General features: G+C 61.1%; 13 protein-coding genes. 9 read left to right on the top strand and 4 right to left on the bottom strand.

The genetic code is table 11. From position 1 onward, the window contains the following. Positions 1 to 11 precede the first annotated feature (11 nt). Together pobA and MKZ87_RS18685 are read left to right on the top strand one after the other, a co-directional pair. Complete coding sequence (pobA, locus tag MKZ87_RS18690; RefSeq protein WP_227233376.1) at positions 12 to 1,205, top strand: 4-hydroxybenzoate 3-monooxygenase; 1,194 nt, start codon at positions 12 to 14, stop codon at positions 1,203 to 1,205. Between the two features lie 75 nt (positions 1,206 to 1,280). Next, positions 1,281 to 2,798 (top strand): MDR family MFS transporter, encoded by a 1,518-nt coding sequence (locus MKZ87_RS18685; RefSeq protein WP_266201581.1) that lies wholly within the window; start codon positions 1,281 to 1,283, stop codon positions 2,796 to 2,798. A gap of 35 nt (positions 2,799 to 2,833) precedes the next feature. On the opposite strand, the gene MKZ87_RS18680 is transcribed toward MKZ87_RS18685, so the two are convergent. The 4 genes from MKZ87_RS18680 to MKZ87_RS18665 all read right to left on the bottom strand — a co-directional run bounded on the left by MKZ87_RS18680 (position 2,834) and on the right by MKZ87_RS18665 (position 6,738). Further along, positions 2,834 to 3,682 carry a cache domain-containing protein gene (locus tag MKZ87_RS18680; protein WP_085701693.1) on the bottom strand — a complete coding sequence of 283 codons (849 nt, stop codon included), beginning with the start codon at positions 3,680 to 3,682 and terminating at the stop codon, positions 2,834 to 2,836. 124 nt (positions 3,683 to 3,806) lie between these two features. Next, complete coding sequence (locus MKZ87_RS18675) at positions 3,807 to 4,682, bottom strand: ATPase (RefSeq protein ID WP_085699619.1); 876 nt, start codon at positions 4,680 to 4,682, stop codon at positions 3,807 to 3,809. 116 nt (positions 4,683 to 4,798) lie between these two features. Then, the gene (locus MKZ87_RS18670; protein ID WP_085684455.1) at positions 4,799 to 5,791 is read right to left on the bottom strand and encodes an NAD-dependent epimerase/dehydratase family protein; all 993 of its coding nucleotides are present in this window, start codon (positions 5,789 to 5,791) and stop codon (positions 4,799 to 4,801) included. 53 nt (positions 5,792 to 5,844) lie between these two features. Continuing rightward, the gene (locus MKZ87_RS18665; protein ID WP_085606712.1) at positions 5,845 to 6,738 is read right to left on the bottom strand and encodes a LysR family transcriptional regulator ArgP; all 894 of its coding nucleotides are present in this window, start codon (positions 6,736 to 6,738) and stop codon (positions 5,845 to 5,847) included. Positions 6,739 to 6,834: 96 nt separating this feature from the next. Here MKZ87_RS18665 and MKZ87_RS18660 point away from each other — a divergent pair, with 96 nt between their 5' ends. From MKZ87_RS18660 to MKZ87_RS18630, 7 genes are all read left to right on the top strand, one after another. After that, positions 6,835 to 7,236 (top strand): ACT domain-containing protein, encoded by a 402-nt coding sequence (locus MKZ87_RS18660; RefSeq protein ID WP_266201575.1) that lies wholly within the window; start codon positions 6,835 to 6,837, stop codon positions 7,234 to 7,236. A 5-nt stretch (positions 7,237 to 7,241) separates the two neighbouring features. Beyond that, the gene (locus MKZ87_RS18655) at positions 7,242 to 7,844 is read left to right on the top strand and encodes a LysE/ArgO family amino acid transporter (protein WP_011335710.1); all 603 of its coding nucleotides are present in this window, start codon (positions 7,242 to 7,244) and stop codon (positions 7,842 to 7,844) included. A gap of 176 nt (positions 7,845 to 8,020) precedes the next feature. Continuing rightward, positions 8,021 to 8,617, top strand: coding sequence for a superoxide dismutase (locus tag MKZ87_RS18650; protein WP_003227660.1), 597 nt, complete (start codon positions 8,021 to 8,023; stop codon positions 8,615 to 8,617). A 353-nt stretch (positions 8,618 to 8,970) separates the two neighbouring features. Next, positions 8,971 to 11,022: a putative bifunctional diguanylate cyclase/phosphodiesterase gene (locus tag MKZ87_RS18645; protein ID WP_085699625.1), complete on the top strand. Its 2,052-nt coding sequence runs from the start codon at positions 8,971 to 8,973 to the stop codon at positions 11,020 to 11,022. Between the two features lie 197 nt (positions 11,023 to 11,219). Beyond that, positions 11,220 to 12,566 (top strand): imelysin family protein, encoded by a 1,347-nt coding sequence (locus MKZ87_RS18640; RefSeq protein WP_085699627.1) that lies wholly within the window; start codon positions 11,220 to 11,222, stop codon positions 12,564 to 12,566. Between the two features lie 234 nt (positions 12,567 to 12,800). Continuing rightward, on the top strand, positions 12,801 to 13,139 hold the full coding sequence (locus tag MKZ87_RS18635; protein ID WP_227233387.1) for a hypothetical protein: 339 nt from the start codon (positions 12,801 to 12,803) through the stop codon (positions 13,137 to 13,139). Then, positions 13,136 to 16,377: toxin VasX (locus tag MKZ87_RS18630; protein WP_266201568.1), on the top strand; the 3,242-nt coding region annotated here is incomplete at its 3' end. The genes MKZ87_RS18635 and MKZ87_RS18630, both read left to right, overlap by 4 nt.

Genomic DNA, 16,377 nt, shown 5'->3' with positions numbered 1-16,377 from the left:
TCATAAAAACAATGAAAACGCTGAAAACCCAAGTCGCCATCATCGGCGCCGGTCCTTCCGGATTATTGCTCGGCCAACTGCTGCATAACGCCGGCATCGACACCCTGATTCTGGAGCGCCAGACACCTGACTATGTACTCGGCCGAATCCGCGCCGGTGTGCTTGAACAAGGCATGGTAGAGCTATTGCGCGAGGCTGGCGTGGGTCAGCGGATGGACGCCGAAGGGCTGGTGCATGGCGGGTTCGAACTGGCCCTGGACGGGCGTCGGGTACACATCGATCTGCAGGCGTTGACCGGTGGAAAAACCGTGATGGTCTACGGCCAGACCGAGGTCACCCGTGACCTGATGGCCGCTCGTCGGGAGACCGGCGGACAAACCATCTACGAAGCCAGCCATGTCGTTCCCTGTGACATGAAAAGCGACGAGGCCTACGTCACCTTCGAAAAGGACGGCGAAACCTGGCGCGTCGATTGCGACTACATCGCCGGTTGCGACGGGTTCCACGGTGTGGCCCGGCAGTCGATTCCCGAGGACTGCCTGAAAGTCTTCGAGCGGGTTTATCCGTTCGGCTGGCTGGGCATTCTCGCCGATACGCCACCGATTCACGACGAACTGGTCTACGCCCGCCACGAGCGCGGCTTCGCCCTGTGCAGCATGCGTTCGGCGACCCGCACCCGCTATTACCTGCAAGTGCCGGCCGAGGAAAACGTCGACGACTGGTCGGACCAACGCTTCTGGGATGAACTGCGCAAGCGTCTGCCGGAGGACCTGGCGCAACAACTGGTGACCGGTCCGTCGATTGAGAAAAGCATCGCGCCACTGCGCAGTTTTGTGGTCGAGCCGATGCAATACGGGCGGATGTTTCTGGTAGGGGACGCGGCGCACATCGTTCCGCCGACCGGCGCCAAGGGGCTGAATCTGGCGGCCAGCGATGTCAGCACGCTGTTCAGGATTTTGCTGAAGGTCTATCGCGAAGGTCGCACCGGACTTTTGGAGAAGTATTCAGAGATCTGCCTGCGCCGGGTGTGGAAGGCCGAGCGATTTTCCTGGTGGATGACCTCCATGCTGCACCGTTTCGACGAGCACGACGATTTCAGTCAGCGCATCAGCGCGTCTGAACTGGATTACTTTGTCAGCTCGGAAGCGGGGCAAAAAACCATTGCAGAAAATTACGTCGGGCTTCCGTATGAGGCTATCGAATAGCCTGCTATCGACTTACACTGGCGAGCACTGATCCGCTCGCCACGGCGGATATCATCTCTGCCCACAGGTTTGCCCGTGACCACTCTCAACCACCCCGAAACGCCCAAACCGGCCATTCGCAGCGTGCTGGTCGCGCTGATGCTGGCGATCTTTCTCGGCGCGCTGGACCAGACCATCGTCGCCGTTTCCATGCCGGCCATCTCCGCACAGTTCAAGGACGTCAGCCTGCTGGCCTGGGTGATTTCCGGATACATGGTGGCGATGACCGTGGCGGTGCCGATTTACGGCAAGCTCGGCGATTTGTACGGGCGGCGCAAACTGATGCTGTTCGGCATGGGCCTGTTCACCCTCGCCTCGCTGTTTTGCGGCATGGCCCAGAGCATGGAGCAACTGGTACTGGCGCGGATTTTCCAGGGCATCGGCGCCGGCGGGATGATTTCGGTGAGCCAGGCGATCATCGGCGACATCGTGCCGCCACGGGAGCGCGGCCGTTATCAGGGTTATTTCAGCAGCATGTACGCGGTGGCCAGCGTCGCCGGCCCGGTGCTCGGCGGCTACATGACCGAGTACCTGTCCTGGCGCTGGGTGTTCCTGATCAACCTGCCGCTGGGCCTTGGCGCGTATTGGGTGGCGCGACGCAATCTGATCGGCCTGCCGATTCCGCAGCGCAAGCCCATCATCGATTACCTCGGCACACTGCTGATGATCATCGGCCTGACCGCGCTGTTACTGGCGATCACTGAGGTCGGCCAGGGCCACGCGTGGCGCAGCAGTGAAGTGCTCGGTCTGTTCGCGTGCGCGGTGGCGGTGCTGGCGGTGTTCGTCTGGCATGAGCGGCGCGCCAGGGAGCCGTTGTTGCCGATGCATCTGTTCACCAACCGCAGCGCGCTGCTGTGCTGGTGCACGATTTTCTTTTGCAGCTTCCAGGCGATTTCGCTGATTGTGCTGATGCCGCTGCGCTTCCAGAGCGTGACGGGCGCGGGAGCTGACAGCGCTGCGTTGCACTTGCTGCCGCTGGCGATGGGTTTGCCGATCGGCGCGTATTTCGCCGGCCGTCGTACCTCGATCACCGGGCGCTACAAACCGCAGATTCTCACCGGCGCGCTGCTGATGCCGATCTCGATCCTCGGCATGGCCTTCAGCCCGCCTGATGCGACACTGATCAGCAGCCTGTTCATGCTGCTCAGCGGTATCGCCGGTGGCATGCAGTTCCCGACCTCGCTGGTCGGCACGCAGAACTCGGTCGAGCAAAAGGACATCGGCGTCGCCACCAGCACCACCAACCTGTTCCGCTCCCTGGGCGGCGCGGTGGGTGTGGCGTTGATGTCCGCGCTGTTGCTGGCGTTGTTGCAGGACTCCAGTTTCGCCCATCTGGCCGGCAGTTCGTTGATGAGCGAAGGGCATTCCGGCAACGTGCTGCTCGATGGCCTGAACGCGGCGCCCGGCGATGCGCAGAACGCCTTGCGCGCCGAGCTGCTGGTGACATTCCGGCATTTGCTGATGGTCAGCGCGGCGGTGTCGCTGCTCGGGCTGGCGGCGGCGATCGCGATGCCGAACCGGTTGTTGCGCGGGCGTGAACACGGCGTCCGCTGACTAACGAACACCGTCGCTCCCACAGGAATGTGCACTCAAGCGCTGTAATAACCGACCGCCACCAGCATGTTCCCGACCTTCTTCAGGTAGGCATGTTTGTTCTCGACCTTGCCGGTCACCGGGTTTTTCCAGCGGTACTCGTACTCACCCTCATCCTGTTTGCCAATCAGCGCGAGAATCGGTTCGCCCACCGGTTTGCCTTCCGGGTCATCGACCTTGGCGAAATCGGTGTTGATCAGGCGCAGGTTGGTGCCGTGGGCGACGTAGCGGTGGGTGTCGAGATTGACGACGAACACATACAGGTCGTCCTGCAAGTAACCGCCCTTGAGCGAGTTGATCGCGGACAACGTGCCCTTCTCGTCTTTGGTCAGGTCGGTGGCCGCTTTGTCGAGCAACGCTTTCGCCTGTTCAGCCGACGCGCGCGGCAAGTAATAACCCACTGCCAGTATCCGCTGACCGATGCGTTGATAGTAAACGTGCTTGCGCTCGACCTTGCCGTCGGACCAGTTCTGCCAGCGGTACTCGGCCTGCTGGATGCCGTTGCCCTCCGGCACTTTCAGGGCGTCCTTGAAGGACTTTTGCAAGTCCGGCCCGAGGACTTCGCTGACGTCACGGCCGATCAATGCCGACGACGGCCCACCGCTGGCGAGCATCACGCCCTTGGTGTCGACCACGAACACGTAACGGTCCTTGTCGACGAATTCGCCCTGACGGCTGAACGCCGCGAACGCCTTGTCGCCGTTGTCGTGGTAATAGGCCAGAGCCTTTTCCAGCAGGGCGATGGCGGCCTTGCTGTCATCTTTTTCCGTGGTAGCCGCGTTGGCCTGACCGAAACTCAACAGCAGCACCGCGCCGAGCCAGGCCAGCTTGTGCACAAACCCCATGACGCATCCCTCGTTCTTGTTGGTGTTTCAAGAGCGTAGACGGCCTGAAGGCATGTATGGATATTCAGAAAGCTTCTGAATGTTGCTGCGGCGAGGGCGTTCGCGCCCTCGCCATGCGACAGGCTTACGGACGGGCGTTGATTTGCTGTTGCAGATTCTGGATCTGCGCTTGCAGGGTGTTGATGTTGCGGGTCATCTGCCCACGGAATGCGTCGAACTCGGCGGTGTTGGTGCCGCCCTGCGCAGCGGCCGGACGATTGTCCTGCTCGCTCTTGAGAATGACGATTTCCTGCTCCAGACGCTCGATGGCGGCGTTCGAACCGCCCTGTTTTTTCAGGGCCGTGATGTCGGCACCGAGGCTCTTGAACTGCGCGTCGAAGCTTTTCACCTGTGCATCGAAGCTCTTGAGCTGGGCATCGACCTTGCTGGTGTCGGCCGGCGTGCTTTTCAGCGTCGCCAGCTCGGCGCTCAGGGCTTTGACCTGGGCCTGCAACTGGGTGTTGGCGTTCTGTTGTTCGGTGGTCTGGGCGGTCATCTGCGCCAGGCGCTTGTCCAGATCCGTCGCCTGCCCGGCCACGCCCTGCTGCTGTTTGCTCTGATCCTGAAGCGCACTTTGCAGCTGCTTGATCTGCAGCTTCAGGGCTTCGCTGTCGGTGGTGACGTTGGTCTGGCTGGCTACGACCTTGCCGGAAATGTCCTGCAAGCGCCCCGCCGCTTCCTCACTGATGCGCGCAAAACTTTCCTGGGTCGCCACCAGTTGCTGCTCCATCAGCGAAATCTGCTGGAAGCTCCACCAGGCCAGACCAATGAACGCGAAGAACAATGCGCCGACCAGTGCCCACAAGGGCCCGGTGCTGGCAGCCTTGACCTTGACCACCGGCGGCGTGCGCGAATGCACGGAGGTGCGGGCGGTGGCCGGAAAATCGTCGTCATCGAGGGTATCGGCGCGCAGGCTCGGTACATCGTCGAAATCGTCGTGGGCATCGTTACGCATGGACATTGAGGCAACCTTTGTGAAACGCGGTGATGGCAGATTGGGGCGAAGTATAAACCCCGCGGCCGCTGGGGTTGACCCTCAAGCCGTGGCGCGGTTCAGTGCCGGCCGGCAGATTCGTGTCAACGAATGTCCTGGGCCTTCCACCAGCCACAGAACTCATCGAGGGCCGTCCACAGACTGACTTTCGGATCGTAGTCCAGATAATGCCGGGCGCGACTGATGTCGAGGGTGAAATTTTTGTTCATCACCTGCATGCCCAGGCGCGACAGGGTCGGCTCGGGACGCCCCGGCCAAAGCTTGCACACACCTTCGTTGAGCGCCGCCACGCTGTAGGCCAGGCCGTAGGAACGGTATTTGGTGACCTGTGGGACTTCCATCTTGCGCATCACGTAATTGACTACATCCCACAGCGGCACCGGAGCGCCGTTGCTGATGTTGTAGGCCTTGCCCAGCGCTGAGGCGTCGGCCAGCAGGCTGCTGAGCAACGCTTCGTTGAGGTTGTGCACGCTGGTGAAATCGACCTTGTTCAGACCGTTGCCGATGATCGCCAGACGGCCCTTGCGCTGCATGTTCAGCAAGCGCGGGAAGATGCTCATGTCGCCGGCGCCGGTGACGAAACGCGGGCGCAGGGCGAGGGTTTCGAGGCCGAACTCCTGGGCGCCGAAGACCTTTTGCTCGGCCAGGTATTTGGTCGCTGCGTAGTGATGCTTGAAGCGCTTGGGCACTTGCTCTTCGGTCAGGCCGAGATGGTCGCGACCGTCAAAGTAAATCGATGGCGACGACAGATGCACCAGCCGCCGAACCCGTTGTTTCAGGCAGGCCTCGACCACGTTTTCGGTGACCTGCACGTTACCCTGATGGAAGTCCTGATACCGGCCCCACAAGCCGACCGCGCCGGCGCAATGCACCACGGCTTCGACATCGCTGCATAGCGCACGCACCAGATCCGGGTCGCTCAAATCGCCTTGAACGAACTCGGCACCGCGACGCACCAGATGCTCGACACCCTCGGCCCGGCGACCGTTGACCCGCACGTCCAGGCCCTGCTCCAGGGCGAAACGCGCAAAGCGTCCGCCAATGAAGCCGCTTGCGCCGGTGACCAGAATTTTCATGTAAAGCTCCGCTGTCTTTCGTTTGCCTGATTCGTGAGTCTTGACGCTGGCCGTCAGTCCAACGGCACCAGCCATTGCGCCGACGAGCGCACCAATTGCTCGGTCAACAGGCCGAGCAACTGACCGCCATTGCGCCAATGATGCCAGTACAAGGGCACGTCGATCGGTTTATCTGGCAACAGTTCGCGCAGCACGCCGCGCTCCAGTTGTTCGCGCACCTGTAATTCCGGCACCAGTCCCCAGCCGAGTCCGGCTTCGGTCAGGCGAATGAAGCCTTCGGACGACGGACACAGGTGATGTTCGAAACCGCCATCGACGCCGAGGGAAGCCAGATAACGATGCTGCAGAAAATCGTCCGGGCCGAACACCAGCGCCGGGGTGCGCGGCAATTGCTCGGCCCGCACGCCGTCGGGAAAGTGCCGTTCAATGAACGCCGGACTGGCCAGTGCCCGATAACGCATCGCGCCAAGTAACACGCTACGCGCGCCTGCAACCGGCCGCTCGCTGGCGCACAGGCAACCGGCCACTTCACCGGCGCGCATGCGTTTGAGGCCGACGGTCTGGTCTTCGACGATCAGGTCCAGCAATAGATGTTGTTCGGCGCAGAAATCGCCCACCGCCTCGGCCCACCAGGTGGCGAGGCTGTCGGCATTCAGGGCGATGCGCAGGCGCTCCGGCAGGCCTTCTTCGTCCAGCGCCGGCACCAGCGTCTGCAAATCCCGTTCGAGCAGGCGCACCTGCTGCACATGGTTGAGCAGGCGCCGGCCAATTTCGGTCGGCGAAGGCGGCGTGCCGCGCACCAAAACCGGCTGGCCGACCCGCGCCTCCAGCAGTTTGATCCGTTGGGAAATTGCCGATTGCGAAAGGCCCAGCACCTGCGCCGCCCGTTCGAATCCGGCCTGCTCGACCACGGCGGCCAGAGCAGAAAGCAATTTGTAGTCGAACATCAGTTTTCCTAATGAGCGATCAGCACTATTGGTTTTTCTTATACAGCGTCAACCGGGAGAATAGCCAGCAAGCACTCTTTATCAAGGACCACTTCCATGGCTGGCGAAACCTCGTTGACCACCCTGCTGCGCAGCATGAGCCCGCAACTCAACGTTGGCGAATACGTGTTCTGTACCTTGCGCGACGGGCATTTGCCGAGCGGCCTGGAAATCGTCGGCAGTTTCCGTGAACAGGAAGGCCTGTCGGTGATTCTCGAACGCTCCCACGCCGAGCGCGCCGGTTTCAGCTTTGACTATGTCGCGGCGTGGATCACGTTGAACGTGCATTCGGCGCTGGAAGCCGTCGGCCTGACCGCCGCGTTCGCCACCGCACTGGGCAGGGCCGGCATCAGTTGCAACGTGATTGCCGGCTACTACCACGATCATTTGTTCGTCGGTCAGGCCGACGCCGAACGCGCCATGCAAGTGCTGCGCGATCTCGCAGCCAACGCGGAGTAACGATCATGTGGCAAAGCTATACCAACGGTTTGCTGGTGGCGTTCGGGCTGATCATGGCGATCGGCACGCAGAATGCCTTTGTCCTGGCGCAGAGCCTGCGGCGTGAGCATCACCTGCCGGTCGCCGCGCTGTGCGTTGCCTGTGATGCGTTGCTGGTGGCGGCAGGGGTTTTCGGTCTGGCCACCGTGCTGGCGCAGAATCCGACCCTATTGGCGGTCGCCCGCTGGGGCGGCGCGGTGTTTCTGATCTGGTACGGCAGCCAGGCGTTGCGCCGGGCTTGCTCGAAGCAAAGTCTGCAACAGGGAGAAAACCAGACCGTTCGTTCGCTGCGCGCGGTGATGCTCAGCGCACTGGCAGTGACGCTGCTCAACCCGCACGTCTATCTGGACACCGTTCTGCTGATCGGGTCTCTCGGCGCACAACAGTCGGTGCCTGGCGCTTATGTCGTCGGTGCGGCGAGTGCTTCGCTGTTGTGGTTCTTCACCCTGGCGTTCGGCGCGGCATGGCTTGCACCGTGGCTGGCACGGCCGAGTACGTGGCGGATTCTCGATCTGTTGGTCGCGGTAATGATGTTCACGGTGGCAGGGCAATTGATATTGGCTTCATGATTTATTCCAAACAGCTCTGGAACCTCTATCCCACACAGTTGTTGCGTGGTTAAGCCGCACCCCCGGTGCTATGATCCGAACCCTGCGCCGCAAAGAGTAAAAACTCGCCGGTGCATTTCTGGCCGCCCGTGATCGGCCTTGCGCTCACCGCAACAGACCTGATTAGGAGAATCATCATGGCTTTCGAATTGCCGCCGCTGCCTTACGCACACGATGCCCTGCAGCCGCACATTTCCAAGGAAACCCTGGAATTCCACCACGACAAGCACCACAACACCTACGTCGTGAACCTGAACAACCTGGTGCCAGGCACCGAGTTCGAAGGCAAGACCCTGGAAGAAATCGTCAAGACTTCCTCGGGCGGCATCTTCAACAACGCCGCTCAGGTCTGGAACCACACCTTCTACTGGAACTGCCTGGCGCCAAACGCCGGCGGTCAACCAACCGGCGCACTGGCTGAAGCCATCAACGCGGCTTTCGGTTCGTTCGACAAGTTCAAGGAAGAGTTCAGCAAAACCTCGATCGGCACCTTCGGTTCCGGCTGGGGCTGGCTGGTGAAAAAGGCTGACGGTTCCCTGGCCCTGGCCAGCACCATAGGCGCCGGCAACCCGCTGACCAGCGGCGACACCCCGCTGCTGACCTGCGACGTGTGGGAACACGCTTACTACATCGACTACCGTAACCTGCGTCCAAAATACGTCGAGGCGTTCTGGAACCTGGTCAACTGGAAGTTCGTGGCCGAGCAGTTCGAAGGCAAGACCTTCACCGCTTAAGCTGCACGCCAGACAAAAACCCGGCCATTGCCGGGTTTTTTCTGCCCGCAGAAATCCTCGTGGGTGCGCCGCATAACAAACAGAGCCTTTTCCCACACGCAAAGCAGCCCTTCTCGCCTTGCTCACAAGCCACCGCGAACTAACATCAAAGAGGAAAAATTGTCCGACGCCCCTCAAGTTGGAGGCCAGAACTACCGACACAGTACAAATAGGGCAAATACTCCAGACAGCAGCATTTCGGCCAAGGCCACGGACAAATTTTCCGCGGCTCGATTGTCCCTTTGACTGCCAACACGGGATTGCCAATACTCATGGCAACTTGACGCTACCCGCACGGAACAAGGAATAACCCTTTGAAGCTGGAACTCAAGAACAGCTTGTCGGTGAAGTTGCTCCGGGTCGTGCTCCTGTCGGCATTGATCGTCGGCGTGGTCTTGAGCTGCGCGCAGATCGTTTTCGATGCGTATAAAACACGCCAGGCTGTCGCCAACGATGCCGAACGCATCCTCGACATGTTTCGCGATCCCTCCACCCAGGCGGTCTACAGTCTGGACCGGGAGATGGGCATGCAGGTGATCGAAGGCCTGTTCCAGGACGACGCCGTGCGCCAGGCCTCCATCGGCCATCCCAACGAAGCGATGCTCGCGCAGAAATCCCGCGAACTGCAGCATTCCAACAGTCGCTGGCTGACCGACCTGATCCTTGGTCAGGAACGCACGTTCACCACCCAACTGGTGGGACGCGGCCCCTACAGCGAATATTACGGCGACCTGAGCATCACCCTCGACACGGCCACCTACGGTCAGGGTTTCATCGTCAGCTCGGTGATCATCTTCATTTCCGGCGTGTTGCGCGCTTTGGCCATGGGGCTGGTGCTGTATCTGGTCTATCACTGGCTGCTGACCAAACCGCTGTCGCGGATCATCGAACACCTCACCGAGATCAACCCCGACCGCCCCAGCGAACACAAGATTCCGCAGCTCAAGGGCCACGAAAAAAACGAACTGGGGATCTGGATCAATACCGCCAACCAGTTGCTCGAATCCATCGAACGCAATACCCACCTGCGCCACGAGGCGGAAAACAGCCTGCTGCGCATGGCCCAGTACGACTTTCTCACCGGTCTGCCGAACCGCCAGCAATTGCAGCAGCAACTGGACAAGATTCTGGTGGACGCCGGCAAGCTGCAACGGCGGGTCGCCGTCCTTTGCGTAGGTCTGGACGATTTCAAAAGCATCAACGAACAATTCAGCTATCAGACCGGCGACCAGTTGCTGCTGGCACTCGCCGACCGCCTGCGCGCCCACAGCGGTCGCCTCGGCGCCCTCGCCCGTCTCGGCGGCGATCAGTTCGCTCTGGTGCAGGCCGATATCGAACAGCCTTACGAAGCGGCGGAACTGGCGCAAAGCATTCTTGATGACCTGGAAGCACCGTTCGCCCTCGATCATCAAGAGATTCGCCTGCGCGCGACCATCGGCATCACCCTGTTCCCGGAGGATGGCGACAGCACCGAAAAGCTGTTGCAGAAAGCCGAGCAGACCATGACCCTGGCCAAGACCCGCTCGCGCAACCGCTATCAGTTCTATATCGCCAGCGTCGACAGCGAAATGCGCCGACGTCGCGAGCTGGAAAAAGACCTGCGTGATGCGCTGTTGCGCGACCAGTTCTACCTCGTCTACCAGCCACAGATCAGCTACCGCGATCATCGTGTGGTCGGCGTCGAAGCCCTGATCCGCTGGCAGCATCCGGAACATGGTCTGGTGCCGCCGGACCTGTTCATCCCGCTGGCGGAACAGAACGGCACCATCATCGCCATCGGCGAATGGGTGCTGGATCAGGCCTGCAAGCAACTGCGCGACTGGCACGATCAGGGCTTCGTCGACCTGCGCATGGCGGTCAACCTGTCCACCGTGCAGTTGCACCACGCCGAGCTGCCACGGGTGGTCAACAACCTGTTGCAGATGTACCGCCTGCCACCGCGCAGCCTGGAGCTGGAAGTCACCGAAACCGGCCTGATGGAAGACATCAGTACCGCCGCCCAGCACCTGCTGAGCCTGCGCCGCTCCGGCGCCCTGATTGCCATCGACGACTTCGGCACCGGCTATTCGTCGCTGAGTTATCTCAAGAGTCTGCCGCTGGACAAGATCAAGATCGACAAGAGCTTCGTCCAGGATCTGCTGGATGACGACGATGACGCGACCATCGTTCGCGCCATCATTCAACTGGGCAAGAGCCTGGGCATGCAGGTGATCGCCGAGGGCGTGGAAACCGCCGAACAGGAAACCTACATCATCTCCGAAGGCTGCCACGAAGGTCAGGGCTACCACTACAGCAAGCCGCTGCCGGCGCGCGAGCTGAGCGTTTATCTCAAGCAGGCCCAGCGCAGCAACGCGGCCATCCTCTGAAATCTCCCTGCAAAGCCCGGCAAAACCCTCGATCCGCCGGGCGTCGTCTCCGCTGTTGATCCAGCGCAGGCCTCGCGCAAATAGGAAATATTTCCAGCTACAACCCTTTACACATAATGCGAAAGATTTGCATTATGTCGCAGCTTTTTGCGCAGCCCCGCGCCTGTCCACTCAATTACCGAAGCAGGATGTTCGCCATGATTCGTATGCCTCTGGCTACCGCCAGTCTGCTGGCCATCGCTATTTCCCTCGCCGGTTGCGGCGAAGGTAAAGACAAAGAAAAGGCCGCCGCTCCTGCGCCGACTCCAGCTGCGAGCACTGCCGCACCGGCTGCGCCTGCTGCTGCCGGCAAAGTCGACGAGGCCGCCGGCAAAGCCGTTGTCTCGCACTATGCCGACATGGTCTTCGCCGTTTACAGCGATGCCGAATCCACCGCGAAAACCCTGCAAACCGCCATCGACGCGTTCCTTGCCAAGCCGAACGCCGACACCCTGAAAGCCGCCAAGGCTGCCTGGGTAGCCGCCCGCGTTCCTTATCTGCAGAGCGAAGTGTTCCGCTTCGGCAATACCATAATCGACGACTGGGAAGGTCAGGTGAATGCCTGGCCGCTGGACGAAGGCCTGATCGACTACGTCGACAAATCCTATGAGCACGCACTGGGCAACCCGGGTGCCACTGCCAACATCATCGCCAACACCGAAGTTCAGGTTGGCGAAGACAAGGTCGACGTCAAGGACATCACCCCGGAAAAACTCGCCAGCCTGAACGAGCTGGGCGGTTCCGAAGCCAACGTCGCCACCGGCTACCACGCCATCGAATTCCTGCTCTGGGGCCAGGACCTGAACGGCACCGGCCCTGGCGCCGGCAACCGTCCTGCGTCGGACTACCTGGAAGGCGCCGGCGCTACCGGCGGCCATAACGACCGTCGTCGTGCCTACCTGAAAGCCGTTACCCAGCTGCTGGTCAGCGACCTGGAAGAAATGGTCGGCAACTGGAAACCGAACGTGGCCGACAACTACCGCGCCACCCTGGAAGCCGAACCGGCTGAAAGCGGTCTGCGCAAAATGCTGTTCGGCATGGGCAGCCTGTCCCTGGGCGAGCTGGCCGGCGAGCGCATGAAGGTGTCCCTGGAAGCGAACTCCCCGGAAGACGAACAGGATTGCTTCAGCGACAACACCCACAACTCGCACTTCTACGATGCCAAGGGCATTCGTAACGTTTACCTGGGCGAGTACACCCGCGTCGACGGCACCAAAATGACCGGCGCCAGCCTGTCGTCGCTGGTGGCCAAGGTTGACCCGGCTGCCGACACCGCCCTGAAAAACGATCTGGCCGCTACCGAAGCCAAGATCCAGGTCATGGTCGATCACGCCAACAAGGGTGAGCACTACGACCAGTTGATCGCGGCCGGCAACACCGCCGGCAACCAGATCGTCCGTGACGCCATCGCCTCGCTGGTCAAGCAGACCGGTTCGATCGAAGCGGCTGCCGGCAAACTGGGCATCAGCGACCTGAACCCGGACAACGCCGATCACGAGTTCTGATTGACACTGTCTGACTGAACAAGGCGACCTTCGGGTCGCCTTTTTTGTTTGCTGTGTTCAAGGAGCATTGTTGAGTAGGCCATCGCGCATAAGCGACCCTTCCTACTTCGTTTGAAGAAGCTGCCTACATATCCCACAAAGCGCTCTTGATAGCGTGCCCGCCAATTTTCGCGAGCACGAACCACGGACGGTTTGGACATCGCGCACTTTTCCTCTTTGCTTAAGGATAAGCGTATGTTCCGGTCGGCCAATGCGGCACATTTCGCGTTTCGGATTCCAGCGATCCGCCACGACTTCAAGGTAGTGGCTTTCAGCGGCACCGAAACGATCAGCCCCCTCTACAGCATTCACATTGAGCTGGTCACCTCAGTGCCCTGCCCCCTGCCTGAGCACAAGACCAAAACCGTGCCGCACAGCCACAGTTCGCCGCACACCACCGACGACTTGGTCAGCATCAGCGGCAACAGCACCACGACGAGCGGCACGCGGGTCGTCCAGGCTGTGAACTTTCCCGATTGCCCGACGCACGGCGCCTACCGGCAGTCGCTGACTGACAAGGACCTCACCCTATGAGCGCCGAAAAACTGGCCATGGTCGACCAGGCCGCGCAGGCCGAACGGGCCGCCAAAGCCCAGCCGCATGTGGATATCAACAGCACGGTGCATCCGTGTCCCGCCAGTCAGCCTGATCTGTTTGTGGTACCGGTGCGCTATGCGCTGGCGCACGAAAAGGCCGAACACGCCTGTTGCGTTCCCGGTATCGCGCCCGAGAGTCGCCCGATGGCAACGCGTCGCTTGCGGGCGGGGTTTGTGTACGTCTGGCAGCATCAGGGGCCGCTCAAGCGCTACGCCGTTTCAGCCGAAGGGCTGTTGCAGGCGCAGCCGCTGGACGCGGGGCCCGCCCTTGTGGCCGACGCAACGCTGGCCGGCCTGTCGCTGCCAAAAGCTCACGATGCCTGGATGCTTTACAGCGAATTCCCCCTGGGTGCCGAGCACTGTCAGTCACTGAGCGAGGACAGCGCCAAACGCACTCAGCACATGCGATGTATTGCGCTGCGCAAAGTGGCGGACGAATTACAGGCCCCGCACTGCCCGGCCCTGGAGCGTGCCGATGAGGTCATGGCCGAACTTCTGCCGAACACCTATGCCCGGTCGATGAAAGCCGATCAGCAAAAAAATGCCGAGGACACCGACGCCCTCGGCGCGACACTGCTGAAGGATCCGACTGTGGCCAACATCAAGGCCTACACCGATGCCATGCACCGGATCCGCGAGCGCAACAAGGTGCTCGCTCAACACCCCGATGCCAGCGACCAGCCGCCCGGCGAGTGGAGCGCCGAGCCATGGGACGGTCAGGGCACCCGGGACTGGCTGGACAACGCCAGGGCGCAAAGCGACGGCCTGTTCGCCGTCTTCGCCTGTCTGGATGACGATCCTGGCGTGCTGCGCGATATCAACCATGAACAGGAATGGCTGGAAGCCGGCCACGAGCAATGGCTCGGCGAAAACAACCTGCGCCTGAGCATCGGCGGGTTTGTGCGCAGCCTGATCACTGAGGACGGTGCAGAGCTGGCCGGCAATCTCAGCTACCGCTACAAGGATCGAGACATCAGCCTCACGCCGGCGCAGGGCCGGGTCATGCTCGACGCCCAGCATCGACTGGAGGAAGAGCTCAAGGCTGAAACCCGGGCCCGGCAGTATGGCGGTCAGCCGAGTCATGCAGAATCCGCCGCCCGCGATGCCCGCATCGCAGCGATTGTCGCGCCGGTGCGGGCGTTTATTCCGGCAGACCTGTACCGCGAGGCCGAGGTCCTTGTCCGCGAATATCGCGCGGAAAAACTCGCCAACCTGAACAATCATCCGTTCGGCGCCAAGGTCGGCGAGTACATCGATCTCGACGCGATGAACACCTGGTTCAGCGACACGGCCGCCGCCCACTTTCAACAACTCGAAGAGCGCCACGCGGCGTTGTTCGCTGACCGGGGGCTGTACCTCAAACGCTCGTCCAGCGGCACCTGGTTTGTCGACTTCAACGACTTGGCGGCGCGCCAGTGGCTGACCGAGCTGGCCACCGGCTGCCTGACCGCCCAGTGCATCCGCGCCCAGGGCGCCGAGCAATACGCCGACTATGTGCGCGCCGCCGACGGTGGCGCACTCCGGCAACTGTTCAACGCCTGGACGCCCTCACTCGAAGCGGCCGTCAACAATGCCTCGCGCCTGAGCGAGCTGATGGCCGCGCTGTCTGTCGACAACATCAGCGCCACCCATCAGGCGCTGGCGCCGTTGAGCGCAGTGGTGCTGGATGACATCGCGACCATGGCCCGGGACGCCGCCAGCCAATGGAGTGTGCTGGTCAACCGGCTGGGAGCGGCGTTGCTGCTGCTCAAGGGTGACAACGGCTTCAGTGCGTCGTGGATGAGCATCTTCGTCGCGGCGAGGCTGGGGGGTGAAAGCCGTTTGCAGCAAGTGTTCGAGGGCGGGCGACAGGTGTGGGCGTTGCTGGGGCAACGGGCCGAGGCACTGGCCCAATGGGTGAACAAGACAGGCAAGGCGATTGGCGTCGGGCGGGTGGAACGGATCGTCAATTCGCCGGTGGTGGTCAACAGCGGGGGCGTTGTGCCGATGGCGGCGCTGCTGGTGAACGTGGTGAATGTGCAGAACTACTTGAAAGAGGCCGGGGTGCTGGAGGGGATGGAAGGGCGCCGGGTGAATGACACGATTTCGGCGAGTCTTTACGGGGCGGCGGCGTTGGTGGCGGTGGTGGATAGTCAGGTGAGGGTGGGGTTGGGGGTCAAGGAAATGACCGTCAAGCTTCCAGGTGGAAGGATGGGAAGTGCTCCAATGCTTACTTTGTTTGGTGGAGTGATTGGTGGGTTGTCGGTGGGCGCTGCCTATCAGGAGTTCAGATCCCTGCAGAAGCAGTTAGAAAACTCCCAGCGTCAGATAGATCCCTGGCTGAAAATGCGTCAAATGGCGGTTGGAGGACAGATTGCTGCCTTTGGCTCTCAGGCATTACTGGGCGCCTCTTACACGATGAGAGTGTTGGCGGGTTCAATAACGACCGAGATCGCCATCTTGCGTTACACGCTCTACATGGGGCCATTGAACTGGATCATTGCCGGTTTGGGCCTGCTGTATCTGACGGCCTGGATTTTCGAAAAGACGCCGCTGCAAAACTTCCTGAACAACTGCTGCTGGTCTAAAGCGCGGGCTTTCGATCTGGGGCCCATCGCGCCAAAAGCCCAACAGGAAGAACTCGACCGTTTGTACCTCATCCTTTATACCCCTCGGGTCTCCATGCAGAGCAGCTCCAGGCAGGCACCTGATAATGGCCGTTCCGGCCTGACTTACGTCAGCGCCATTGATTCCCTGACCATCGACTTGCCAGGCGCCGAGCCACACAGTGTCTACCTGGAATTGAGCATGGTCGGTGACCCGGTGGATACCCTCGAAAACCGCTACCTGATCAAAAATAGTCCGACCGACTATTTCAGGCCTCCCCGTCCTTGGCGGGATATGACGCCCTTCTGGTTGTCCGGCAGCAGTTGCCAGTGGATACCGATCAAGGAAGGTCGGGGTTTGCGTATAAGCGGTCCATTCAAAGAGGTGAAAGACGTATTGCGCACCCCACCTGGCACGTTGTCGCTCAGGTTGCGTTATCGCACGCCATTGACCGGGATACTCGGTGCTCGAAGCTTCATCGGCGGAGAACGAGGACTGGCGTTCACCTTGAACAACTCCACAGGTGTCATCGCCCTGAGAAACGACCCGACGCCCGAGCTTGATCGTGTACCGAATTACCCGCTCGGTGA

This window comes from Pseudomonas sp. MCal1, assembly GCF_026341415.1.
Lineage (GTDB): Bacteria > Pseudomonadota > Gammaproteobacteria > Pseudomonadales > Pseudomonadaceae > Aquipseudomonas.
This window is presented reverse-complemented; position numbering and strand designations above follow the sequence as displayed.